This is a genomic window from Chitinophaga sp. SVR4-12A (genome assembly GCF_056754765.1).
Map to the genome: position 1 here is coordinate 2,119,795 of NZ_JBPGWP010000001.1, position 24,379 is coordinate 2,144,173.

29 protein-coding genes and 1 pseudogene are annotated in these 24,379 nt (G+C 48.5%); 6 read left to right on the top strand and 24 right to left on the bottom strand.

Going from position 1 to position 24,379, the window contains the following annotated elements; all coding sequences use genetic code 11:
- The first annotated feature begins 2 nt into the window (after positions 1-2).
- Entirely contained in the window at positions 3-914 is a 912-nt protein-coding gene (locus ACR9Y8_RS08515) for an ATP-grasp domain-containing protein (RefSeq protein ID WP_481212824.1), read from the top strand.
- Between the two features lie 2 nt (positions 915-916).
- On the top strand, positions 917-1,552 hold the full coding sequence (locus ACR9Y8_RS08520) for a LysE family translocator (RefSeq protein WP_481212825.1): 636 nt from the start codon (positions 917-919) through the stop codon (positions 1,550-1,552).
- A gap of 4 nt (positions 1,553-1,556) precedes the next feature.
- Here the strand turns inward: ACR9Y8_RS08520 and ACR9Y8_RS08525 are convergent, their stop codons facing one another.
- Both ACR9Y8_RS08525 and ACR9Y8_RS08530 read right to left on the bottom strand, forming a co-directional pair.
- On the bottom strand, positions 1,557-2,078 hold the full coding sequence (locus tag ACR9Y8_RS08525; protein ID WP_481212826.1) for a DinB family protein: 522 nt from the start codon (positions 2,076-2,078) through the stop codon (positions 1,557-1,559).
- A gap of 12 nt (positions 2,079-2,090) precedes the next feature.
- Complete coding sequence (locus ACR9Y8_RS08530; protein WP_481212827.1) at positions 2,091-3,797, bottom strand: hypothetical protein; 1,707 nt, start codon at positions 3,795-3,797, stop codon at positions 2,091-2,093.
- 202 nt (positions 3,798-3,999) lie between these two features.
- Here ACR9Y8_RS08530 and ACR9Y8_RS08535 point away from each other — a divergent pair, with 202 nt between their 5' ends.
- Both ACR9Y8_RS08535 and ACR9Y8_RS08540 read left to right on the top strand, forming a co-directional pair.
- Positions 4,000-5,124 (top strand): alginate lyase family protein, encoded by a 1,125-nt coding sequence (locus tag ACR9Y8_RS08535; RefSeq protein WP_481212828.1) that lies wholly within the window; start codon positions 4,000-4,002, stop codon positions 5,122-5,124.
- A gap of 78 nt (positions 5,125-5,202) precedes the next feature.
- Positions 5,203-5,472, top strand: coding sequence for a hypothetical protein (locus tag ACR9Y8_RS08540; RefSeq protein WP_481212829.1), 270 nt, complete (start codon positions 5,203-5,205; stop codon positions 5,470-5,472).
- Positions 5,473-5,474: 2 nt separating this feature from the next.
- Here the strand turns inward: ACR9Y8_RS08540 and ACR9Y8_RS08545 are convergent, their stop codons facing one another.
- The 4 genes from ACR9Y8_RS08545 to ACR9Y8_RS08560 are packed head-to-tail and all read right to left on the bottom strand — an operon-like array spanning position 5,475 to position 7,521.
- Entirely contained in the window at positions 5,475-5,903 is a 429-nt protein-coding gene (locus tag ACR9Y8_RS08545) for a MarR family winged helix-turn-helix transcriptional regulator (RefSeq protein WP_481212830.1), read from the bottom strand.
- Between the two features lie 21 nt (positions 5,904-5,924).
- The gene (locus ACR9Y8_RS08550; protein WP_481212831.1) at positions 5,925-6,785 is read right to left on the bottom strand and encodes a pirin family protein; all 861 of its coding nucleotides are present in this window, start codon (positions 6,783-6,785) and stop codon (positions 5,925-5,927) included.
- A 22-nt stretch (positions 6,786-6,807) separates the two neighbouring features.
- Positions 6,808-7,221 carry an OsmC family protein gene (locus ACR9Y8_RS08555; protein ID WP_481212832.1) on the bottom strand — a complete coding sequence of 138 codons (414 nt, stop codon included), beginning with the start codon at positions 7,219-7,221 and terminating at the stop codon, positions 6,808-6,810.
- Between the two features lie 3 nt (positions 7,222-7,224).
- Positions 7,225-7,521, bottom strand: coding sequence for a GNAT family N-acetyltransferase (locus ACR9Y8_RS08560; protein ID WP_481212833.1), 297 nt, complete (start codon positions 7,519-7,521; stop codon positions 7,225-7,227).
- 165 nt (positions 7,522-7,686) lie between these two features.
- Between ACR9Y8_RS08560 and ACR9Y8_RS08565 the strand changes: the two genes are divergently transcribed.
- Entirely contained in the window at positions 7,687-8,064 is a 378-nt protein-coding gene (locus tag ACR9Y8_RS08565) for a DinB family protein (RefSeq protein WP_481212834.1), read from the top strand.
- Positions 8,065-8,179: 115 nt separating this feature from the next.
- Here the strand turns inward: ACR9Y8_RS08565 and ACR9Y8_RS08570 are convergent, their stop codons facing one another.
- From ACR9Y8_RS08570 to ACR9Y8_RS08590, 5 genes and pseudogenes are all read right to left on the bottom strand, one after another.
- On the bottom strand, positions 8,180-8,518 hold the full coding sequence (locus ACR9Y8_RS08570) for an Fpg/Nei family DNA glycosylase (protein ID WP_481212835.1): 339 nt from the start codon (positions 8,516-8,518) through the stop codon (positions 8,180-8,182).
- Positions 8,519-8,523: 5 nt separating this feature from the next.
- On the bottom strand, positions 8,524-8,910 hold the full coding sequence (locus ACR9Y8_RS08575) for a DNA-formamidopyrimidine glycosylase family protein (RefSeq protein WP_481212836.1): 387 nt from the start codon (positions 8,908-8,910) through the stop codon (positions 8,524-8,526).
- 51 nt (positions 8,911-8,961) lie between these two features.
- Entirely contained in the window at positions 8,962-9,390 is a 429-nt protein-coding gene (locus ACR9Y8_RS08580) for a DUF983 domain-containing protein (protein WP_481212837.1), read from the bottom strand.
- Between the two features lie 15 nt (positions 9,391-9,405).
- Positions 9,406-10,287, bottom strand: coding sequence for an AraC family transcriptional regulator (locus ACR9Y8_RS08585; RefSeq protein WP_481212838.1), 882 nt, complete (start codon positions 10,285-10,287; stop codon positions 9,406-9,408).
- An 81-nt stretch (positions 10,288-10,368) separates the two neighbouring features.
- Positions 10,369-10,915, bottom strand: a pseudogene (locus tag ACR9Y8_RS08590) (NADPH-dependent FMN reductase).
- Between the two features lie 40 nt (positions 10,916-10,955).
- On the opposite strand from ACR9Y8_RS08590, the gene ACR9Y8_RS08595 reads away from it, so the two are divergent.
- Positions 10,956-11,333: a cupin domain-containing protein gene (locus tag ACR9Y8_RS08595; RefSeq protein ID WP_481212839.1), complete on the top strand. Its 378-nt coding sequence runs from the start codon at positions 10,956-10,958 to the stop codon at positions 11,331-11,333.
- 135 nt (positions 11,334-11,468) lie between these two features.
- On the opposite strand, the gene ACR9Y8_RS08600 is transcribed toward ACR9Y8_RS08595, so the two are convergent.
- The 13 genes from ACR9Y8_RS08600 to ACR9Y8_RS08660 all read right to left on the bottom strand — a co-directional run bounded on the left by ACR9Y8_RS08600 (position 11,469) and on the right by ACR9Y8_RS08660 (position 24,377).
- Positions 11,469-12,194, bottom strand: coding sequence for a hypothetical protein (locus ACR9Y8_RS08600; protein WP_481212840.1), 726 nt, complete (start codon positions 12,192-12,194; stop codon positions 11,469-11,471).
- The gene (locus ACR9Y8_RS08605) at positions 12,106-12,903 is read right to left on the bottom strand and encodes a capsule assembly Wzi family protein (RefSeq protein WP_481212841.1); all 798 of its coding nucleotides are present in this window, start codon (positions 12,901-12,903) and stop codon (positions 12,106-12,108) included. The genes ACR9Y8_RS08600 and ACR9Y8_RS08605 overlap by 89 nt, the downstream gene beginning before the upstream one ends.
- A gap of 269 nt (positions 12,904-13,172) precedes the next feature.
- Positions 13,173-13,934 (bottom strand): hypothetical protein, encoded by a 762-nt coding sequence (locus tag ACR9Y8_RS08610; RefSeq protein WP_481212842.1) that lies wholly within the window; start codon positions 13,932-13,934, stop codon positions 13,173-13,175.
- Between the two features lie 221 nt (positions 13,935-14,155).
- Entirely contained in the window at positions 14,156-15,541 is a 1,386-nt protein-coding gene (locus ACR9Y8_RS08615; RefSeq protein WP_481212843.1) for an undecaprenyl-phosphate glucose phosphotransferase, read from the bottom strand.
- 90 nt (positions 15,542-15,631) lie between these two features.
- Entirely contained in the window at positions 15,632-16,894 is a 1,263-nt protein-coding gene (locus ACR9Y8_RS08620) for a WcaI family glycosyltransferase (RefSeq protein WP_481212844.1), read from the bottom strand.
- A gap of 86 nt (positions 16,895-16,980) precedes the next feature.
- A complete protein-coding gene (locus tag ACR9Y8_RS08625; protein WP_481212845.1) occupies positions 16,981-17,571 on the bottom strand; it encodes a WcaF family extracellular polysaccharide biosynthesis acetyltransferase in 591 nt (196 codons plus the stop codon).
- Positions 17,561-18,025 carry a VanZ family protein gene (locus tag ACR9Y8_RS08630; RefSeq protein WP_481212846.1) on the bottom strand — a complete coding sequence of 155 codons (465 nt, stop codon included), beginning with the start codon at positions 18,023-18,025 and terminating at the stop codon, positions 17,561-17,563. The genes ACR9Y8_RS08625 and ACR9Y8_RS08630 overlap by 11 nt, the downstream gene beginning before the upstream one ends.
- On the bottom strand, positions 18,026-18,961 hold the full coding sequence (locus tag ACR9Y8_RS08635) for a glycosyltransferase family 2 protein (protein WP_481212847.1): 936 nt from the start codon (positions 18,959-18,961) through the stop codon (positions 18,026-18,028).
- Complete coding sequence (locus ACR9Y8_RS08640) at positions 18,945-20,075, bottom strand: XrtY-associated glycosyltransferase XYAG1 (RefSeq protein ID WP_481212848.1); 1,131 nt, start codon at positions 20,073-20,075, stop codon at positions 18,945-18,947. The genes ACR9Y8_RS08635 and ACR9Y8_RS08640 overlap by 17 nt, the downstream gene beginning before the upstream one ends.
- Positions 20,076-20,079: 4 nt before the next feature.
- Positions 20,080-20,880: a glycosyltransferase family 2 protein gene (locus ACR9Y8_RS08645; protein ID WP_481212849.1), complete on the bottom strand. Its 801-nt coding sequence runs from the start codon at positions 20,878-20,880 to the stop codon at positions 20,080-20,082.
- A 91-nt stretch (positions 20,881-20,971) separates the two neighbouring features.
- Positions 20,972-21,895 (bottom strand): polysaccharide pyruvyl transferase family protein, encoded by a 924-nt coding sequence (locus ACR9Y8_RS08650; RefSeq protein WP_481212850.1) that lies wholly within the window; start codon positions 21,893-21,895, stop codon positions 20,972-20,974.
- Between the two features lie 14 nt (positions 21,896-21,909).
- Positions 21,910-23,178 carry an O-antigen ligase family protein gene (locus tag ACR9Y8_RS08655; RefSeq protein ID WP_481212851.1) on the bottom strand — a complete coding sequence of 423 codons (1,269 nt, stop codon included), beginning with the start codon at positions 23,176-23,178 and terminating at the stop codon, positions 21,910-21,912.
- 17 nt (positions 23,179-23,195) lie between these two features.
- Positions 23,196-24,377: a glycosyltransferase family 4 protein gene (locus ACR9Y8_RS08660; RefSeq protein WP_481212852.1), complete on the bottom strand. Its 1,182-nt coding sequence runs from the start codon at positions 24,375-24,377 to the stop codon at positions 23,196-23,198.
- Positions 24,378-24,379 lie beyond the last annotated feature (2 nt).

Consider the following 24,379-nt stretch of genomic DNA (forward strand, 5'->3'; position numbering starts at 1 on the left):
CCATGAAAATTGCATTCGTCGGATATGAGGTTCAGCAGAAACATACTGCGGATACGCAGGTGGATGAGGACAGCCTTTTGTTTTCACTGCTTTCTGAAAAGGGACTGGACATTCACAGGGAGATATGGGACGATCCGAAAGTGCGCTGGGAAGATTACCAACTGGTGCTGATCAAATCTCCCTGGGATTATTTTGAAAAGTTCAGCCAGTTTAACCAATGGCTGGACCATATCACAGCGGCTGGCATACGGATGCTCAACCCCTACTCCATTATAAAATGGAACAGCGACAAACACTATTTACCCGAGATGGTAGCCGCTGGTTTCAATGTTATTCCTTCCGCCATCATAGAAAGCGGAGCCATTACTGATCTGGCTCCGTTCTTTTCACAATTCAACACACAGCAACTGATCGTAAAGCCCTGCGTAAGCGGCGGCGCCAGGAACACTTTTACGGTAAGACCTCAGCATCTGCCGGAGCTGCAGCCGAAGATCGATGCACTGGTACAGGAAGAAGCTTACCTGGTGCAGCCCTTCATCAAAGAGATTGAAACAGCAGGCGAATGGTCCTTCATCTTCTTTAATGGCGCGCTGAGTCACTGTGTTGTAAAGCGGCCCCGTTCGGGCGATTTTCGCGTACAGCTGGCGCATGGCGGCAGCGTGCACATTGCCACCCCGCAACCTGCGCATGTAAAAAGCGCTGCTGCTTTTGTGGAGCACTTTGCCAAAGGCTGTCTCTACGCCCGGGTAGACGCCGTTATCATCGATGATGTGCTTACGCTGATGGAACTGGAACTGATAGAGCCTTACCTCTTCCTGGACACCGTGCCGGGCGCATATGAAAACTACTATACGGCGCTGATCAACAGGATCAGGCAGGAGCAGTCCAGGCCATCCTCTTTAAATATCCAATAGCCATGATCCCTTTACATCAACTGCTGATCTTCATGCTGGCGGCCTTCGTGATGGTGATAACGCCGGGGCCGAACATGATCTATTGCACCACCAGGTCTATTACGCAAGGTAAAAAAGCCGGGCTGATCTCCTTGCTGGGTGTGGCCTGCGGCTTTCTGTTCCATATCGTGCTGGTATCATTTGGGTTAACGGCGGTGCTTTTTGCCGTACCCTACGCCTATACGGTATTGAAAACCGCCGGTGTGATCTACCTGTTGTACCTGGCCTGGGAAGCGGTTAAACCGGGCAGCAAAAGTATGTTCGAAACAAGGAAGGAGCTGAAGATAGACGGGCCTGCGAAATTGTTTGGCATGGGCTTCCTGACCAATGTGCTCAACCCTAAAGTGGCGGTGTTCTACCTGTCTTTCTTTCCGCAATTCATTAAACCGGAGTATGGAGATGTGTTGCTGCAAAGCCTGTTCCTGGGATTTACACAACTCAGCATCAGCTTTGTAGTGAATGCCCTGATGGTATTGGCGGCTGCCCGTGTTACACAGTGGTTCTCTGCCAACCCGAAGTGGATCCGTGTACAGAAATGGTTTATGGCAAGCGTATTATCCGGACTGGCGCTTAAAATGGCCCTGGATAAGGGAAAATAAGCTGTTAAGCGAGGTAACGTTCCCGGATGACAGTCAGGTGATGGCGGTGGTGACCGTAGATATGATTTACGAGTAACCTGGCCGATACAGGATTGCCATTTGCAGTGCCTATTCTGTCAAGCGCCTCGTCATCCAGGGTTGACATGAAAACAATATTCGAAGTACGCAGCGTTTCGAGCTCGTTGAGGATATCTACGAGGGGGCGTTTGTTGGCATTGGCATGCGCTGCCAGCAGTTCTTCATCAAAACCAGGCAGGGCGGTCTTATCGCCCCTCGCGATACGCATTACGCGGTAGATGAGCACTCTTTCACAATCAGCGATGTGCACCAGGGTATCCTTGATGGTCCATTTTCCTTCGGCGTAACGGTACAGCAGCATTTCATCCGGAAGGTCTGTTACCAGTTGTTCTGTTTCCTCGAAGATGTTTCTCAGATGCAGCAGCAGGTTGCCATCGTTGGGCACAACATCCAGGTACTGCTGAAAGAATGCAGGGTAACCAGGGCCAGGTTTGAATATTTTCTTCATGTTACTAATATACTAAAAACGATGATCCACTACTCTGCCTTCCACCCATAACTTCCCGTTTTTATGCACTGCTCTGCCGCCGGTGGGCGTAAATACCAATACGGCTGAAGAACGCGCCGGTAAAGTAAAAGCGTAGCTGCCCTGCGCTTTACGAGTGGCGAAGGTATGCGTGATGGTATTGTAAACGGCAACTGCCGTATCTCCGAGTTGCAGGTGAATGGTTTTATCCTGCGCATATGGATTGTAGTATAAGAAAGAAGGCCAGGCTTCGTCCCTGAAAAAGTCGGTAGCCAGCAGGTTGAGCTGCAGGATACCGGCAACATCTGTAGGGCGTACTATACTGCCAAAAATGCCTACGTGCCCGCTGCCATAGATGCTGAACTGCGATACATCCGGGTTACCTTTCGCCCACAAGGGCCCGTCGCCCTGTGCCACCGGCGCTTTCAGGTGTGCGTATTGCGGATAGGAAGGCGAGTGTATAATGCCTTCATAACCTATTACACCCTTTGTGACAGCCGCCTGCTGCGGAATGGTCTCATGATCATCGGGCATGTATTGGGTGTAAAAGAAGCGGGCCGCATTGGCAGCATTCAGCATCCATTTGCCAATAGCGTCTGCATAGGAGGCATCATAACGGACCAATGGTACCAGGGGCCAGGCCGCATCAAAAGTGTTCATCAGGAAGCCGTAACCACCCCTGTCTGTAGTGCTGCCTACAATACCGGAAATGTCTATCCCGTTCCAGTTGCCCGCGAGCACGCCCCAGCCCTGGCGGCATTGCGGATCGCCATTAAAGGTCCATTCCAGGAATTGCTTCACATTATAGCTTGTGCCCTGTTCTGCATTAAAACGCGCAGCCAGGTAGGCGGCAAAGGGCATGAACACTTCATAGAATGTGTTGGCAGGCTGCAGCTGCAGATATTTTAGTGCTTCTCCCGCACGGATAAGATAACGCCGGTCGCCAAACTTTTTATAGGCAGCGTAGAGCAGCCAGGCATGACCAGCGGCTGCATCCTGCTGTTTACAGATGGCGTTGTCCATAGGGCGCAGCTGCGCGTAGTTAAAGAAAGAATGATCATAATCACCCGCCAATACAGAGTCGGCGGCGCAGAACTTTTCTGCAATGACACGGGCCAATGTATCCAAGCCCGGTTCATCAGGGTAACGGTCATAGATCGCATAGAACAGCATGTTGGGATATACATCGTACCACCAGTCGCGCCCGTAGCCGCCGCCCAGCAGGGCCACTTCCGGACAGGTATTGTTCATCATAATATTCCAGCCGGTTTCCCGGTTAAAATAGTTCTTCAGCATGGCCACGTAATTGAGGCCATTTTGGTGGCGTTTGTCTGTTCCTGTTAAGGTGGCGCCCAGGGTGGCGCCCATCGTAGCCAGGGCTTCATGGAACATGCCTTTATTGTGTGTGCCCTGGCGCTGATCGTCCATAGCTGTATAAAGGCCTACCACGTTCTGCGGAAAGTTGTGGCGGCTGCTGTCCCACCATACTACCGGCCAGTGGGGGCCGGTGGCGTTAAAATCGTATACCGTACTGTCAAAGCGGCGGGCCATATCATACCAGTTAACGATATGCAGCGGCTGGGGAAGATCCGCCATGGCATCTATACGGGGCAGGTGGACCTGCGCTATGGGCGGAACAGGTTTCTCCCGGCACGCTACTAACATGCTCACGATGAATACTATACGAAAAGGGCATTTCATTTTCTCCGAGGTTTCACAAAAAGATAAAAAAAATTCTTGTTAAACAGACAACTTATCTTGTACTTTCGCCGTATCATATATTTATCCATTAAACTGTCGAAGCACCTATGAAAATGAAAAACCTGTGCACACTGGCCTGTGTGCTCTCTCTCATTGCGTGGGCCTGTAAAAAGAAAAGGTCGCCGCAGTAGAAAAACTGCCATTGAATGACCATGACACTGCTTTTGTGCATCCCGGTCTGCTGCACAAACAATCGGACTTTGACCGTATGAAAGCCAAAGTGAATGCCGGCGCCCAGCCCTGGCTGGCGGGCTGGAATGTATTAACCGCTAATTCACACGCGAGCCTGGGTTACCAGGCCAAGCCCCTGGATACCGTTTACCGGGGCAGCGATGGCGTACATCCGGAGAATTATGGTCAGCTGTTCAACGATATTGCAGCGGCCTATGCTACGGCATTGCGCTGGAAGATCTCGGGCGACAAAGCTTATGCCGAGAAATCCATCCAGATCATGAATGCCTGGTCTTCCAAACTGAAAGGATTGGCAGGCAATAATGATGTTAACCTGCTGGCAGGCCTCCAGGGCTACCAGTTTGCCAATGCCGCAGAGATCATGCGGGACTACCCAGGATGGGCAGCCGCCGATTTTGTACGGTTCCAGAAAATGATGCTCAATATCTTTTATCCTTTAAACCACGGTTTTCTTACCAGGAGGGAACGTTGTATGAGCCATTTCTACGCCAATTGGGATTTGTGCGTAATGAATTCCATACTTGCCATCGGCGTATTATGCGATAACAGGGACTTGTATAACGAGGCAATTGCCTATTTCAAATTCGGGGCGGGCAATGGCTGTATTAAAAATGCGGTGTGGTATATCCACCCTGATGGGCTGGGCCAGTGGCAGGAAAGCGGCCGTGACCAGGGACATAACACCCTGGGGATCGGTTTGATGGGCGCTTTCTGTGAAATGACCTGGAACCAGGGTAACGACCTGTACGGATATGATGATAACCGCTTTCTGAAAGGAGCTGAATACGTAGCAAAGTATAACCTGGGCGATTCTGTGCTGTATCAGCCTTACAGCAATTGCCTAGGGGTAAACCAGCCTGTTATTGCCAGTGCAGCACGCGGCAATGTGCGGCCTATCTGGGAGCTGGTATATAATCATTACGCAAAACGCAAAGGACTGGCGGCTCCTTATTGTAAACGCTTTGCAGAGAAGATCAGACCGGAAGGCGGAGGAGGTAATTACGGCGGTGGCAGCGGGGGCTATGATCAGCTGGGTTATGGTACGCTGACGGCTACATTGGATCCCATTAATTAGCATAGTGAACAAAAATGATGAATGAAAAGGCCGGTATAACCGGCCTTTTTTTTGTGGAGAATAGGAAAAACGAATGTTATGGATAGGAAACCCGTCACCTTTGATCTGTTGCTGAACCAGGTGCCTTATGCTGTTAAAGCGGCCCCTTATCCCTTTAATAACGAAACCCGGTTCGAGGTAACCTATAACGACAGCCCTGCGTACGTATTCGCCTGGGATGAGGAGGCTGAGCAATTTATAGCTATTGGAGATGAAGCATCCACTATCCCGGATGAGGTAGAAGAAGCGGTTGCCGTGAAGCTGTTACAGATAGTGACCGATGGGAAAGGCGACCTCCTCCAGGAATAGTATCAAGCGAGGTTCTTTAACACTTTCTTCAACAGCTGGTCTAGCAGTTTCTTTTCATCGGCAGACAGGTCCTTGAGCGTTCTTTTATCCAGGTCGTTCCAGATCCTGCAAGTGAGGGCCTGTACTTCCCTGCCTTTGTGAGTGAAATAGATACGGTGTGCTCTTTTATCGTGCTGATCAGCCTCTTTCCTGATAAGACCGTTGGCCTCCATTCTGCGGATCATGGTAGACAATGTAGCTGCCTGGACGCAGACCTTGCCTGCCAGCTCAGACATGGTTTGTCCGTCCTCTATGGCAAGGTAATGGAGCAGGATATCCTGCCCTTCGTACAAATTAGCCTCGCTCAGCAGCTCGTTCTTTTTATTTCTCCGCCGTTTGCAGATCTCAAGAAAAAGCATGCCGATGCTTTCATTTTGCTGTTGTTCTTTCACAAGGTAAAGATAGGAGAAGTGTTAATAGTCCAGCACACCGAACTTTCCGGCAGCAAAATCCGCCTCTGCCTGGTCCAGTTCTTCCGCGGTGTTCATCACGAAATTACCTCTTGCGGCCACCGGCTCATCGATAGGCGTGGCAGAAAGATAAAGCAGGCGGACATGCTCCTTGGCAGTGACAGTGAGTCCGCTGCCTGTTTTGCTGAATACTACCAGGTGCCGTTTGTTCACCGGCTGGCGGTCGTTAATGAGAATGGCGCCGTCGAGCACATACAGTAAGGTCCAGTCGCCTTCCCGTGGAAAGAAGCTGACCGTTTTACCGGCCTGCATGCTGCCGAATATGGAAGTAACCGGTGTAAATGATTTATTGATAGGGCCTGTAAGGTCTTGATAATTACCGCTCGCCAGGTGCAGGTCTATACCCGGGTCTTCGCTGATGGAAGGCATTTGTGCAGCAGCTGCCTGCTGGTAGAAGGGCGTTTCCATTTTATGCTTTGCAGGCACATTCACCCAGAGCTGTACCAGCTCATAGGTGCCGCCTTTTTCCAAAAACTCCTTTGAAGGGCCTTCGCTGTGCAGCAGACCGCTTCCGGAGAACATCCACTGCACCTCACCGGCTTTCAGGATACCGCTGTTCCCCTGTGAATCGCGATGATAGCCTTCTCCCTGGAACAGGAAAGTAACAGGTGCAAAGCCCCTGTGCGGATGGGGATGCAGCCTTTCGGGCGGAGAACCGGGCGGATAGCTGGTAGCGGGTAAATGATGCACTACTATAAAGGGGCTGGCAAAACGGAAATCTTTATGGGGTAAAGACTGCAATACCGTTTCTTCACCAATGCTTTTCTCTCTTCCTTCCAGGATATGTTCTATCTGCTTTTCCATCAGAAAAGTATTTAAGGGTTAATTATATTCCGTCCATGATCGTTACAATATCACTGGGCTTACTCAGCAGGCGGTGCACCGGGCATGATTTGGAAATTTCCAATAGGCGCTTACGTTGTTCGTCATCCAGGTCGCCGCTAACGCTTACTTCGCAGAAGAAGGTATTATTGCCGGATGACATCTGGTCTCCCTTTACCAGGTCTACCTTCACTTTTATTACATCCACATGCCAGCCTTTACGCTTTGCATACATGCGCAAGGTAATGGTTTTGCAGGATGCCAGTGCAGAACAAAGATAATCACCCGGCGCCGGACCGGCATCCAGCCCACCCACTTCCGCCAGTTCATCTGCCAGCAGCTCATGCTGGTGCACCTTCATATGCGTGGTATATATTTCTCCCCTGTTTTCCGCTTCTGCGGTAGCTATGATCTTCACTGATTATTCTTTGTTTTTCCAGATATCGGCATACAATTCAGGATGTTTTTTAAACTGCGCAAACACGTACGGGCAAAGCGCGATCACCATCATATTGTTCTTACGGGCATAATCTACCATGTGCTCCAGCAGCTTCTTACCGATCCCTTTGCCTTCTCCGGCCGGGAAAACTTCTGTGTGATAAACGGTGAGATCATTATCTTTAATGCCGATGACCATCTCCCCCAGGCGCTCCTCGCCTTCCATGACATAGAAAGCACCGTGATGCTTCTCATTTAATTTCAAAGTGATTGTTTCCATATTCTGCTGCGTATCAATGATATAGTATGGATGCGATATAGAAGATAAGCGTCAATATGACGTGTTACATATCCTGTGAAAAATATGGGCAAATGTAGACAAAAAAAGTGTTCCTTCTCTGTTTACAAAATTTGCCTAACTTCCCTCCCGCAAAATTAATATACAATGAAACAACAGCAATTATATGTAAAGATGGCCATGCATGCATGGGACGTACATATTAAACGGACTAACAAGCTATTAGACGAACTTACAGACGAACAGTTATTACAGGAAATTGCACCTGGCAAGAACAGGGTGATCTACCTGCTGGGGCATCTTACGGCGGTACATGATGGTATGCTGCCTATACTGGGACTGGGAGACCGGCAGTATGCGCAACTGGATGAAGCGTTTATTAAAAATCCTGACCGTGCCGTGACAACGCTGCCTGCTGCAAAGGAGTTAAGAGAATGGTGGAACAATATCAATAACATGCTGGCTACACATTTCAGCAACATGGAAGCACATGAATGGTTCCTGAAACACTCGCTCGATCTCTGATGAAGATTTTGAGAACGAGCCGCACCGCAACCGCTTAAGTGTGTTGATCAACCGCACCAACCACCTCTCCTATCACCTGGGGCAAATGGTGCTGGTAAAGAAATAGTTTGTATTCTTAAGCGTATAATACCTGGCAGTTATTGCAGAAGAAGCTACGCCGGTTCGTTTTGCCAAGGTGTTCTTTGATCAGTGGAATATTGCATCGCGGACACATTTTTTTGGTATGCGCCAGCCAGTGTTTTTTCAGCACAAAGGCTTTTTTCCATTCCAGGAAATCATAGCTGTAATTCACTGCTTCTTTGATCAGGAGGTTCAGCTGTTTAACCGGCAGCTGCCCTACTTTACTCCGGGGATGCACTTTTATACGAAACAGCACTTCATTCTTGATGATATTACCGACGCCTGCAAAAATGTTCTGCTCCAGCAGCGCGTCGCATACCAGGAGATCGGGCATGGCCTTCAGCTTTTGCGGGCCTTGCCCGGATCCCAGGTATCACTCAGCACATCTGCGCTCCAGTCGTATACTTCATCCAGCGGCTCGGTAATCAGCTTAACAGAACAGGCATAAAAATTCAGGGAACCATTTTCAAACTGTAGGGCCAGCCGGGCCGGCGTATCTTTTTCTTCGTTGATACGATAGCTGCCAAACAGCATAAAATGAATGCGGATGGTGAATTGCCGGAAACAGATCAGGAAGTGTTTTCCCCAGCTTTTGAAATCAATGACGCGTTGTCCTTCCAGTTCAGGCATCTCTATCCTTGTATTACCACTCACCTTTAGCACCTTCTTTCCTTTGAAAGACTGTACGGCTTCCTTTAATATCACTATGGAAGGACCTTCCGGCATATGACGAACATTTGTAGGAGAGACAACAAAAGTTACGCCAGCTATATGCCTTTAAGGCCGGGGCAAGGGATGTTTGTACCAATTGCGGTCATAATAGATAAAGAAGGAGAGCCAGATGGTCCTGGACAGGCGCATCAGTAAAGGCTGAATAACGATCAGCAGCACTGCATTAAAGCCTATCCACCAGAACAGGCGGTTATCATCCAATGAAAACCCGATCAATACCCACCAGGCAATGAAGGTGGCTACACTCACTGCTACGGATAATGCATAGCTGACATAACCGGTACCGAACCAGAATCCTGTTTCGGGTTCTGTTACCTGTCCGCATACGTCGCAATATTCTTTCATCTTCATAAAATCTTTCAGATGCGCATAAGCGTTGGCATGTTCATACAGCTTTCCTTTACGGCAGCGGGGACATTTATTTTGTAATACGCTTACAATCAGGTTGGGCTTGGAATCGTGATGGGCACACATGGTATAAAAAAGTTTTTAATGAACAAGTTGTTTTCTGAATGCTTCCGGCGTCATGCCGGTGTTCTTTTTGAAGAAACGGTTGAAGTAGGAATTATCCTGAAAGTTTAAGGCATAGGCGATCTCGGTAATAGTAAGGGATTCATTGACCAGCAACCTTTTGGCTTCCAGCAGGATGCGGTCGCGGATCAGCTCACCGGCTGTTTTTCCCAGCAGGTCCTGGCATAAGGCATTTAAATGGTTAGGCGTTATGTACAGCAGCTCTGCATACTCCTTCGGCAAACGGATCGTGTTATAATGCTTGTTGATCAGCTGCCGGAAGTTAGCCAGCAGCAACTGCTTCTGCTGGGGCACCTGTTTCTTATCCGCCTTTACAGAGTACCTTTCTACCTGTATAAAGAACTGCAGCAGGTACATACGGATCATATCCAGCCCGCCTTCTTCCGGTTCTTCCAGCTCTTTCAGCATTTGCTCGAATAGTTCCGTTACCTTTTCACGGAGCAGCGCAGGGATCTTCAGCACGCCCTCATTGCTGTTGCCGCGGAAGAAAGTGAAACGCTCCAGGTATTGCTGATCCAGCAAAAATGACTGAAAGAATGCGGGTGAAAAATGCACCAGGTAACCATCCGGATCGGGGCCTTCAAAGTGCCAGCTATGCACCTGGCCCGGCGCCATGAAATATACCTGGTAAGGCTGTACGTTAAAACTGGAAAAATCAATGGTATGCGTACCGGCTCCTTTAGTAAATAGTACCAGGTGGTAGAACGAGTGGCCGTGTTGGCCGTGGAGGTGTTTATGCTCCCGTACATAAGGCCCGAAACGTGATACCATCAGGTCTTGCTGTGTGTGGCCATGACTGATGCTATAGATGTCGTATACCGGTATTTTGGGCTTTGCCATTGTACTTTCGTTTTAACAGTACAAAGGTACAAAGGGGGCTTCATGCACTGATAGCACCAAACATGGGTTTTATGGTACTTTTTACTGATCCCGGGTATTTAGCTCATTGGTGAAGGCGGTAATGAGCGTTGTTATTTTGTGCAGGGTGGGCGTATCTGTAATGTCTCCCTGGCCGTTTATTTTTGCCCGGGGGCCTTGTATCAGCAGCTGGGTTTCCGGGGTGAAACGGGCCTCTATGGTGCGCATGATCAGCAACAGGGCCTCATGCGCCTTCTCCCCCTGCGCTGCTGCAGTGATCAGGGCTACGGGCTTGCCGGAGAAGATCGTGGTGGATACCATCCATTCAATAGCATTTTTCAGGCTGCCGGGCAGGCTGAACACGTATTCGGGTGTGCAGATCAATACACCGTCTGCCTGGCTGACACGGTTCCGGAAAGCAGTTATCGCCCTGGGGCTCGTTCCCCTGGTCAAGGTCGGGGTTAAAATGCGGTAAACTGTCCAATTCCTGGAAAATGTCCATATCCAGGCTGCCGGCGCTCAAACGGGCAATCGCTTTGATGAGTTGCAGGTTGGCCGATTCTTTCCTTGTGCTGCCGGATATGGCCAATACTTTTTTCCTTTGCATCATTTCATAAATGTACAGCGCCTACCTTTGTAAAAAAAGCAACATGAACAAAGAGCTGATCGAACATTACAACATGCATATGGACGTGAAATTCGGCGGGCTGGAATTGATAGATGTACCTGCCATTGCCGCAGCGAGCAAGGAAAAATGGTTTAACCAGACCCTAACGAGGGTGAACGACAGCGTGGTGAGGATCGGGGTGATAGAAGGAGAATTTCACTGGCATAAACATGACAATGATGATGAATTCTTCTATGTAACAGAGGGACTGTTACTGATAGACCTGGAAGATCGTACTGTTGAACTGAAACCCGGACAGGGCATGACCGTGCCTAAAGGAGTGCTGCACAGAACGCGCGCACCCCAGAGAACGGTGATACTGATGGTAGAAACGGCCAGTATAGATCCGACGGGAGACTAAAAAGTTTAAAGTTTGAGGTTTGAAGTTTGAAGTTCGTTAGATGTTAGAGGTTCTGATTAGTAGGCGGACCATTGGTTATGAACCCGCAACCTTCAACGAACCTCAAACCTCAAACCTCAAACTTCAAACTTCAAACTACTTCCTAAACTGCCAGTTAATCCCCAATATCAACCCCGCATTATCGCTCAATTCTCCCCAATCTACCGCTACACCGGCTTTGATGGCAAGCGGTATGGTGGGCAGCTGGTAGCTCACTTCCTGCAAAGCATAGAACTGAGACCTGGAAGGTGAGAACAGGCCCTTCTGGTCATTACCAAAATTCTGGGTGTAGGTAAGCATGGTTTTGGCAGACAGCTGGTCCATGATCGTATACAGGAAGCCCAGGTGGCCGCCGATCACCCGGTTGTTAATGATGTTCCATCCTTTGCCTCTTACAGAGTCAAAAGGCTGGTTCCAGTCAAAGGGTTTCACCTGGCCAGGGAAATATTCAGCGCCCCTGGTTCTGTTAATGAACAGCGGGGTACCGATGATACGGTGCTGGTATTCCCAGCCTGTCAGGTAAATACCATTGTTATAATAGCTTTCGCGGTATTGCTTGTCGTAGAAATCATTCATCTGTTTGGTGTAAATAAATTCACCTACTACTTTCTTCAACCAGGCATCTTCTCTTTTATTGGTATACGCAATGCCCAGTAAACGGTCAATGTTACGGATGTCTATACCTTGCCCCGTCTCAAAGGGCATTTGCATATAGAGATGCAGGCCGGTGACGTCATTGTCCCAGTCTATGGTCCCTTCTACCACCCCGCGATGATCGCCGGAGCGGTTGGGCAGGTCTTGTCCGCCCACCGTACCCGTCATTTGATTCTTTAGCCAGGAACACATCCCAGAAGTTCTTCTTTATATCCGGCAGGCCTTCTGCATGACCGCCCCATATTGCGTAGTGCTGTATGCCGGCGCCTACTTTCAGCTTTCTTGCACCTACGCGCAGGTAGAAAGTTTTCTGATGCAGCCAGGCATCTTTGATGATCTGGTCCTCTCCCATCCAGCCATGGCTGATCTGGCCTTTTACCTGCAGCCAGCCATTGGTAAAGGGCACGTCCACATAGTCGGTGAGGGCGATGCCTATCTGCGGAATGGGCAGGGCATTACCGCTTACACCCAGGGAGCCGCTGGAGAGGTCCTTGTCCATTTCCCCGATCTTTTCTTCAAAGCGTCCTGCGCGGAACTCCAAGTTCTTATAGCCTGCTTTAAAATAGGCCTGCTCCACGAACACTTCTTTGAAGTGATCGTTATTGAAGAGATCGACGCCATAACGTATGTAAAAGTTCTTCTCATCATCGTTCCCAAACAAGTGTACATTACTGAAACCTATCTGGCTGGAGAGGTCTGTTTTGCGATCGGTGATCGTACCGAAGCGCTGCGATGTGATCCACAAAGGCTGATAATCTTTCGTAGCCACTGTTCCGGTGGTACCTACCCTGATCAGCAGGGAGTCCAGGAATTGTGCAGATGAATCAGTGACAGACAGGTGGAACAACATGATCAGCAGTATGAGATGCCGCTTCATAGTAAATGCTGGTTTTGCGATTTTTCAATAAATAATTAATTGTAAACAGAAGTACTGTGCAGATGCAACATGGCATTCCAAGTGGACATAGCAGTAATCTATAGCAAGATAAATGCCAATAGCACTGATAAATACTACTTGATCAAGTACAAATAGCAAAGCTGTGATCAGGGAATATGGAAATATCCCCTATAGTTTTAACCTTATCTCATTGCCTTACTCCTTTAAGGAATAAAACAACAAAAACATCAGGGCATATCATTAAAGTATTACAACATGTAAGAAGGCTTGTAAGGAATTTTTACCAGGATCTCCACTTCTTTCTCTGCCTCCAGGTTAATGTTAAACGTGCCTTCGTGTAAGTCTACTATATAAGAGATCAGATAGTAGATACGCTGGTTCAACAGCTCGGTATCAAAATGTAACTTTCCTCCGTTCTCGAAAGACTTGCCTGCCGCATAAGATGGAAAAAAGTAACTCGCCGCATTGGCGGAGAAACGTCCTCTCAGCTCAAAGGCATCGTCTTCAAAAATAAAGCTGAGCCCGGGCGTCTGATTGGTGGGTGAATTCTTCATCATCCAGAAGAAGATGTTCAGCACCAGCTGCTTTATCAGAAATTCATCAATGTAGGCGTCTGTATGTTCTTTGTTCACCTGCATATCTACAGCAGCACCAAACAAAGTATCATAAGGCTCATCATGAATTAAGTTCCGCAGAAAAAAGCTCACACTGGTGAGCGTTTTCTTTGGTTCAAAAGTCTTATTCATGATATGCTGAATGATCCTGATATTCTGTAACTGGAACTCCAGTTCTATCACCTGCGATTTAATAGCCCGTGCCTGACGGGTGATCTTGCCGCTGGAAGAAGGCTTTTCTGCATGTTGAGGATGCCCGTTGGCGCCACCATACAACTCTATTAACTCAACACTCGACAAAATACTTGAGAGTATCGATTTCAATTCGTGGAAAATATCTTCCATCAGCCCCTTGCTCTCCAGCAAATCAACACTAGTTATGGATGAACCTTTCATTGTGAAACCCAGATTTCAGTGTACCCAATTAGTTTAGATGTCTTAATGTAATGAGGTATATGGCTCCGTTTCCGTTCGCGTAATAATGTGCCCTTATTTTCTACTTCCAGTACTTCCTGTTTAATCGTGGTGCAATTTGTGCATCTTTTTATAAAATCTCACTACTATAATCAGTACAATATAATCTTTTTTGTGGTTACCTGTCGCATTTTTACTACTAATTAATAGGCGTTTTTATCTCCCCTGATGGTATTCATCACTGTCATCACCATGATACGCAGGTCGAGATATACCGACCAGTTCTCCATGTACCAGATATCGTGCTCGATACGTTTCTTCAGGTGATTCTCTTCGAGGATCTCGCCACGGTAGCCATTTACCTGCGCCCAGCCCGTAATGCCCGGCTTCATGAAGTGACGCACCATGTACTGCTGAATGATACGGGAAAATTCTTCTGTATGGCGCAGCATGTGCGGACGCGGCCCTACGATAGACATATCTCCCATCAGCACGTTCAGGAACTGCGGCATCTCATCCAGGTTGGTCTTGCGCAGGATGCGGCCCAGACGGGTAAAGCGGTCGTCATTCTTTGTGGCCTGCTTCACGTTTGCATCATTATTCACCTTCATGCTCCGCAGCTTCAGACAGGGAAAGGTCTGGTTATTACGGCCGGTACGATGCTGTATAAAGAAGATAGGCCCTTTGGAGTCCAGCCTGATTAACAGCGCCAGCAAGGGGATCAGCCAGCTGAGGATGAAGATCGTCACCAGTGAGCTGACCAGGATATCAAAAATACGTTTGCGTATGCGGTTGGCGATATCATCCAATGGCTCGGAGCGCAGCGATATGATCGGAATATTATTGAAATAGTCCACATAGATCTGGCGGTTCACGAACATCCTGAAATCCGGCACAAACCTGAAACGGATAAAGTGCTTCTCCGCCTCATGGGCCAGGGTGTAGAGGTAGGGGTGCTGCTCCGGCGATAAGGTGGAATAGATCTCCTGGATGTTGTTGGTCTTGGCGTAAGGCACACAGTCTTCCAGGTTGCCGATCACGGGGTAATAAGACAGTTCATGCACATTGCTGTATTCTTCAAAATAACCCTCGAACTGCAGGTTGCTCTTCACATCAATGAAGCTGTCCACGAGTCTTTTAGACACATCGTTATATCCCAGTATCACCACTTTTTTCTGAATGCCCTTGCTGTGAAGAATATAGTTGGTAACAAGATAGAATATAAAGCGGTCTATCAGCACTACAAGTATAAACAGTGAACAGTAAAGGATGACAAATGACCGCGAGTTCAGCTGCCTGTACATGAACAGGTAACCCAGCAACAACAGCAGGTAGAGGAGGATACCCTGTACTGTTTTGCGCGCCACCCTTTCATAGGAAAGCTGCTGGCTCACAAAATAGATCCCGGTGGTATACAGGGCGATCATCCAGGCAATATTGGCGCCTATTAAAAAAGTATCTACATCCACATTAATCGGTTCGCCCGTCTGGCCCAGCCATGATCTTACCATGTAAAAAATGGCATTGAGCCCGATAAAGTCCAGCACAACGATCTGGATGCTGCAAATTTTAAGATATCGATCTAACATAAGTTGTCAGTTGTCAGTTGTTAGTTGTCAGTTGACGGTTGACGGTTGTCAGTTGTTAATGACTATCAACTGGCAACTGTCAACTGTCAACTAGTTTTGTACTACCGTTTCCTCAAAACGGGACATGATCTTTCCTATAGAAAGGTAAGTTTCTGCATATGCACGCGCATTTGCCTGCAAAAGGGAGGCATCGGCATCTACTGCCTGGCAGATCCCTTCATCCAGCGCCTGCTGATCTTCTGCATTTACCAGAACGCCCATATTGTAGCGCGTCACCAGGTCATGCAGGCTGGTGCCCGGGTTAGCCGTGATCAGCGCCAGGCCGCCCACCGCCAGTATGGTGGTCAGCTTGGAAGGCATCACCAGGTCGCTGGCGTTGGCTTTCTGGATCACCAGGTGCACATCCGCCATATTCAGAAAACGGTTGAACTTTTCGAAAGGCTGCAGCGGGAAAAAGATCACCTGCTGCAATCCCATTGCGGCTGCCATTTCTTCCAGCTTTGCCTTATAAGGGCCCGACCCGCAGATCAGGAACTTCAGGTCTTTACGGTGCTGCAGCTTTTGGGCCGCATGCAGTATGGACTCCAGTCCCTGCTTTTCACCAATGGCGCCGGAGTACAGGATCACCTTATCTTCCGGCGCAAAGCCGAACTCCTGCTTCAGGGCAGCCCTGTTATTCAAGGGGTGGAACAACGTAACATCCACCCAGTTGGGGAAGAAGAAAATATCCTTCCCTGCTTTCTCATGTATCTTACGTATCATACCATCTGAAATACTGCTTACTACATCTGCCTGCCGGAAGATATACCGCTCCAGGCCGAACAGTAAACCAATGAGCTTTTTAGATTTGATCATCTGCAGGTCTCTTGCCGCTTCTATCTGCATGTCCTGGATGTGATACATCACCTTTGCCCCGCGGATCTTCTTATACATCACTGCCAGCAGTCCCAAATGAAAAGGCGGCACTACCGCTATTACCACATCAAATTTTTTCCGGAACAACAGCTGCGTCACTTTAAAAAATGCAGACAGCGCAAAGGAAAAATCCAGCATGATCCGTTTGGCGCCGGAAGGCTTTGCAGGTACATACTGCGGACAGCGGTGGATCTGCAGGCGGCCGCCGCCATGGCCGTTCAGGGCGCTTGTTACGGGCAGCTCTTCCTTCCTGTACCAGGACTTTACCTTTTCATAAGGCTCCTGCACTTTCCATTGGGGATAGTAGGGATAGGAGGTTATAACGGTACAGTCATAGCCATTGGATGCCAGCCATTTCATCATCTCTCCGTTGTACTTGCCGATACCTGTGGGCTCAGGCGCAAAGTTTCCACCAATAAGTAAAACTCGTTTTCGCATACTTTAAATTAGTCGTTAGTGGTTAGTCGTTAGTCGTCAGTAATTGATGGCAGATAATGGTCGCCTCCATCACTGACGACTAACGACTAATGACTGATCACTCTCTTTCTTACAGGTTCTGCCGGATTGCCGCTACAGATCGTCCATGCTTCCAGCTCTTTTGTTGCAACAGATCCTACCGTCAATATTGCATGCGTTCTGCACACTACACCGGGACAAACGGTTGTCTGCGCCCCTATCCATGCACCGCTCTCTATCCTGATCTTACCGAGGCGGTAAGGAAAATCGCTCTTCTTATAATCGTGATTACCGGTTAGCAGTAACGCTCCCTGCGAGATGCATACATGATCGCCGATCGTTACGTCTTCGAGGTTATCTATCCATACAGACTCCCCTATCCAGCAATGATCACCGATCACCAGGCGCCAGGGATTCTTGATGCGCACTTTGGTTTTTATCACCAGCCCCTTGCCTACCTTTGCGCCAAACAGGCGCAGCAGTTTGCTCTTGATGCCGTAAGGCCAGGGAAAAGCGCTGTTGAAAAAATAGTAGTTGATGAAATACCACACCAGCACTTTCAACTTTGATGCACCCGGATGATAGCTGCCCGTGTCGAACTTCGACAGGTCAGTTTGTACGGGTTGTGCCGCTTGTTTTATTGTCAGATCAGTTTGCATTTGTTGTTTCAATGTTAAGTATGCGAAGAGAAAACCTGCACAGCAAGATCCCGATCCAGGCGCTGAAAGTGTTCAGCAACACGTCATCTACATCGGCCACTCCCAGCCTGGCATAATATTGTACTGCTTCAATGATCACGCTCAGTAAAAAGGCCGCTACCAGGATAAAAGGCGTTTTCGTTACCTTGAACACCACTATCATGATAAAAGAGAAGGGAACGAACATCAGCAGGTTACCCAGGAAGTTGAGCAGGAAGTTTCCCCAGTGTGTAATGGGGTCCTGATGGCCTTTCGGGTAAAACATGTCGTCTACTATCCCTTTTAAAGGCACCAGCCTCACGTGTTCAAACTTTTGCAGCGCCAGCGGCCGGTGTGTTCGCTGAGGTAGCAGGAACACCACATAGATCAGCATGAAAAAATATGCTGCAACGGCCGCCGTCTTCAATACCTTCATTTATACCACGATCTTGTAATCCTGTCGTAATATTTCGGCCAGCCGCTCTTTGCTGTTATCACCGTTCAGCTTCTCTTCAAATTCCTTTACGTTCACATCCACCAGCAGGCGGTACCAGAAACCCTGCATAAAATGGAAGACGAAGCCGCGGTACCCATCCAGGAAACCCAGCCTTAAGAAAAAGCGGTAAAAGAAATAGATCGAGGCCCTTACACTGGGCGACAGCGCCGAGTACACTTTCTCTTTCAGGATCCTTTTTCGCTTTGCCTGTGAATTGCTGGTGCTGGCGTTCAGCAGCCGCTCATCCGATTCAAAGAAGCGGTACTTGATATTCATCAGATCCGCCATTTCCTTAATGGCGTAGTTGTTATGCTTATTGATCCACCAGTGAATGGAGTTCAGGTTGTAATCCACCATATTCTCCTTGAACATGACGGTACGGCCGCCGGATACCACAATGTGCTCATCCATCATTCGTTTCTCCAGGCTCCCTTGCCCGTTCCTCCAGATGCGCATCAGTATATGGGGATAGAAACCGCCATAACGGATCCACTTACCTTTAAACAGCACTTTACGTTTCAGGTAAATACCGGCCACATCGTCGGGCATCTCCGGCATACGCCTGTTGATCTCTTCCACCAGGGCAGGTTCCAGGTATTCGTCAGCATCCATCCGCATCAGCCAGGGCGCTGTAATACCACAATTCCTGAATGCCCATTCAAACTGCTCTGCATAATTCACCCACTTATTCTGGAACACTTTTGCCCCGTAGCTTTCGGCAATAGCTACGGTATCGTCGGTAGAATACGCGTCGATCACATAGATCTCGTCGGATATCTGGCGCAGGTTCTGCACACAGCGCCCAATATGCTTTGATTCATTCAAGGTGAGGATGATCACTGCTATCCTCCCCTTTCCGTTATTTACAGTGCTCATATAATTCTATATAATCCTGCGCCAGTTTGGAATCATTGAAATCATGATTTATAATGCCCCTGGCTTCCTTTGTAATACGCCTGCGTTCTTCGCGGCTGTTATAAGCCAGCGTGAGATTTTCCGCGATCTCCTCAATGCGGTCGATCCCTGTGATCCATCCCAGTTCGCGCTCTCTCACGTATTGATAAAGCCCCACGTTATTACTGATCAGTACCGGTGTGCCCACGCAAAGCGACTCGATCACCACCATGGCGAAATTCTCGTTGTGCGAGGTGAGCGCAAACAGGTCTGCTTCTGCCAGGAAACGGAATTTATCTTCCCCGCTTTTCCAGCCCGCCCATTCCACTTTATCCTGGATGCACAGGTCAGTAGCGAGCTGCTTCAGCTGGGCCATATAGGCTTCATCTCCTGAACCGCCTATACACAGGCGGTAAGGGAATGTAACCGTTGCCAGCGCCCGCATCAGGATGTCCAGCCCTTTCTTGGGATCTACCCTGGAAAGGAAGCTGATGGTGAACAGGTCGTTCTCACGTTTTTCATACTCCTGCTTGGGCAGGTCTACCAGGTTAAAGATGGTATCGCCCTGCCAGTCTGTATTCAATCGCAGGCATTCCTGCCACTCCATCTCTGATGTTACGTGCAGATAGGTATTAGCCAGCAGGCGTTTACCGATCAGCTTATGCAGCAGTTGTTTTTTACCGCTGTTCCTTGACGTAAAGACATATTCGCACAGCATGCCGCGGGGCGACAATACCGGCTTTATATTTTTCATCTTCAGGATCATGGAAGCGCCCAGCACCAGGAAGCTCCACCAGGAGTGGATATGCACCACATCGTACTTTTTGGCGTCTGACCATATCGCCCGCCACAATGCGGGAGAAACATGGGTATGATCCTTTGTGATCCTTTTAAAATACCTTACTGCCACGCCATTTACCATCACCGGTGCATCAGAGGGAATATCCAGTTCCTTTTCTCCATTCGCCGTAGTTGTATAAACAGTTACCTGGTGTCCCAGCTGCGCCAGCTGCTCTGCCAGTTTGGAAACTGACACGATCGGTCCTCCATATATGTATGCCGGTTTGTAGGATGGCACAATAAACAGGATGTTCATACTTTTAATTTTTCCGTATCCTCGTTCCTTTATAAGTTAGCTTCTTGTAAATGCCGCCCGCGTTCTTCACCTTGGTGATCATCTCGTAAAAAGCCCATTCCAGTTTACTGCCGCCCATGTTCAGCTCCCGCTCCACCCTGTCGTGCTCCGCCTGGTGTTTATCTGTCAGCGAAACAGAGATAGAGTTGCTGTGCATCCTGAACTCACCCAGGGGATAAGGCACATAACCTTTCTTCACTTTCGGGTCCAGGCATACCTGCAGCAGGAATTTAGAATCGGCAGAATAACGGTATGATTTATCGATCCCCCCTTTCTCTTCATAGATCTTTCTCGTCCAGAAAGAGCTCTGCTGCGCGAAGGGTACCCTGCGCAGGCGGCGGATGGCCCGGGGACCGAAGTTCACGCCTTTATAGCTGTATATGATCTCGCCTGTTTCATTGATATAGTTCACATCTCCGAAAACAATGCTGTAATCAGCTTCGCTGAATTTTTTTGCCACCTTTTCAAGCGACCAGGGCAAGAGGCGGTCGTCTGCATTGATATAGCACATGTATTCACCGCTGGCCCTGTCAAAACCTTTCTTCAGGGCGTCATACATGCCCTCGTCCTTTTCGGAGATCAGTGTTTTGATGCGGGAACGGTTCTTTTCTTCAGACAGGATCTGCATGGTATTATCAGTAGAGCCACCGTCCACCACGATCAGCTCATAGTGGGGATAGGTCTGGCTGAAAATACTGTCAAGCGTTTCCTGGATATAGGCCCCTCCGTTATATACGGGCACTACTATTGAAAACAATTTCGACATACAAATAATTAAGCATTAAGAATTAATAATTAATAATCGTGCAACTGTTACCCGTCCAGATAGTTGTACTGCGGGCATTATCAATTATTCATTATTCATTATTAATTATTAACTGGTGGCGGACGCCAACCTCTTGTTTTAACTGGTAGATCTTTTCCGAGATCCGGCTGTTGATCCGCTCTATTACATCATCTTTTGACAGGTAGTAATTATCAATGGACGCCAGGGTCTTGAACAATTCTTCCTTTACCACTTTCTTCACCAGGAAATCAACATGCACCGCGTTAGCGCTGAGCTTCTTTACCCATTGATGCAGGGCAGACTTCCTGTAGAGTTTAATAAAGGCGGTTTCAGTGGCCGGCAGATCGACAGAGTATAACCAGTCCATCCACTTGAATTCAGACACCTTGAGGCCCTCGGTAACGGGGGTGGTGAGCACGAAGCGGCTCCAGGGCACGCGCAGTATATCCGAGATGATGGCGCCATGCATGGCTTCTGCGATCACATACTTTGATGCGGCGATCTCGCGCAGGGTATGTTCTATGCCATGTTCGGCACAAGGGGAAATGTAGTGGTAGCCCAATTGCTTACAAACCTGCTCCCAGTCGAAATAGGCCAGGGACTTGAAATAAGGGATCACGCTGACCTCATACTTCTTTTCTTCATTCCTGATTGAATTAAAATCGTTGATCAATCCAAGAGCATACGCAGCATCGGCTATATACTCATACTGATTGTTAAAGGCATAGGATGACAAAGGCCCCCGCAGGAATTTTATATCCCACGAGCCGTCGTATGCAAAGGGCCGCCAGTCTGGCCGGATGCCCGTACCGAATACGATCTTTCTTTTACCGGAAAGGTTCCTGAACAATGGTGAATCATTTGCCAGTATAGAGCCTATACCAACGAACGCATCTCCATCCGGCCTGGCTTCGCCAAAGAACTTTGGCCATAACCAGGCGTTCAGATCATCTCCGAAATTGCCTTTTGAGTCTTTATAATAGATGTATTCCATACAATATATACAAACTAATAAATCACATTTTCCGCTTCGGTAGCCGCCACATTTTCTTCGTTCTCTTCCTCCTCTTCTTCATCGTATCCGTATTTAAGATAATAGTACGCGCTCAGCAGCATGGCGCCCCAGGGCGGTGCGCTGTATCTTAAATGCTGGAAAGGCGAGAAGCAGAACATCCAGATCAGGCCCACGGTCATAATCACAATGATGGGGTACATGGTCAGCGATTGCCCCCTGGCGATCACATAGAAACCCGCCTTCATCAGGTAGCAGAATATGAGGAACACGGCCAGGAAACCGCCTACCCCATAGTTCACCCAGGCTCCCAATAGTATGGAGTGACTGGGTACCAGCTGGTCTTTCTCCAAAGCCTTCTTCAGGTTCAGGTCTTCATCATGCACCGCCAGCAGCATTTTATAATACTTCAGGTCTTTATCTACCGCCCAGGAGCCATGGCCAAACCAGGGCTTATCGCTGATGGCGGTCATCGCCACATAGGTCTCCCCCCTTCCCGTGATCAGCAGCTCAAATGGGTTATAGGGGTTATCAAGCCGCTGCAGCTGTTCTATGGAGTGTTCCCCTCCCAGCTCGTGGCTCAATACCGACTTTACATAAAAAACATAGACTCCCTGGAACAGCAGGGCGCCTGCAATACAGAACACAATTATTTTCTGGCGGGTAACATTCACATTGGTATAAAAGTAAATGAGCACGGTAGAGATCAGGAGGCTCAGCGCACTGGAACGGGTATCGTTGGCCAGGCACACCACGCAATAAACGAATATGGTGCTATACAGCAGCTTCATATTCCCCCTCTTATAGAAGTAGTACACCAGCAGGTATACTATATTTGACAATATAGGCGCAATCTTGAACTTGAAGTAGCTCATATCGGAGTCAACGATATCATCCGTAAAGACGATGTTCTTGACCACGGTAAAGAAGATAAAGATGATGATAGACTCCTCATCCTGGAACATCTTAAAGATCACAAAGAAGGACAGGATCGGCATGATGATGGAAGCCGATCCCCGCAGGAAGTTCTGCGGCGTATTGTTCACTACAAAAAGATCAGTGATCAGCTGAAAGCAAAGCAGCATCACCAGTGCATAGATGATCTTTCTCAGCAGCGGATAATCCCTGAGATCATTCTTTTGCACGCTGAAAGGGAACAGCAATAACACCAGTATCTCGCTGACCTTGAACTGGCCAACCAGGTTGATGTTTACACCGCTTCCCAGTGCATAAAGCGAAGCTTTAATCCTCTTGATCCATGTCATAGCTCACGAATTTCTGTTCACTGTTCTACGCTTACTACCGGTTCTTTTATTGCCTGCTGACCTTTCCCCTTCACCGCATAGTGGATGATATCATCCAAACGGCGGCGATTCACTTCCGCGCTGTATTCTTTCATAAAGTCCTCCCGTAAGGCCTCCCCGGTATGGGTATCACCCTTGAATTCCATGATGGCGGCCTTCAGCCCGGGCGCGCTGTCTGCGATGATAAAGTTATTGCTCACCACACCTTCCACGCCTTTAGCCGTGCTGATAATGGGCGTTCTCAGCGCCATTGCCTCCAGGCATTTCAAACGGGTGCCGCTGCCGTGCAGCAAAGGAATGATCACACCACTGGCCACTGAAATGTACCACTTCACATCATCCACCTTCCCGAGGGCCACGATGTTCTTCCATTGTTCGCTGCCGGTGATCTGCCGCAGCGCTTCTTTCGAGTTCCTTCCTACCAGCCACAGGTCAAACTTTTCAGCCAGTGCATCATCCCATACCTCTTCAATGAACCATTTAAGGCCGGTGTAGTTCATGTACACGCCAAAGTTGGCGGTCATCACCAGCACCTTGGGCTGTTTCTTGTTCACGAGCGTGTACTCCGTTTCATCCAGGAAATTGGGCACAACAAATACCCTTTCCTTTTTCAGGAAGCGCTCATGGTACCTGCGATCCTGGTCGCTGACCACCAGTGTAGCCGCAGCGTGTTTGAAATACAGTCTTTCATGCAGCTTTTCCAGGTTCACCAGCTGGAATTTCCGCAGTTTCTGGAAAAGGCTTTTTGCGGGCACCTGTTGGGTGATCATAGGTTGCGCATTATGCGTGCCCAGTATCACCGGTATCTGGCGCCCGGTAAAGAAGCTGATATACTGCCCGATTGTCCCATAGTCCAGCAGCGCAGCATCTACCCGGTATTTCCTGCAGATCTCCTCAAAAAGCCGGATGATCCCCGCATCTTGCTGGAACAGATGTTTCCAGGTGATGCGCTCCATCATTGTCAAAGGCTTTTTAGGATGCGGATAGAATATTACATTATCGATACCATAATTGGCCAGGTTAACATTTTCTTCGTTACAGATCACGGCAATTACCTTATGACCTAACTGAGATAAGGCTTTCAGGAGGTAATAACTGCGTATCTTCTCACCTCCGTTTGCAGGGAAGGGCGATATGTTAGTAAAAAATAAGATGGTCATAA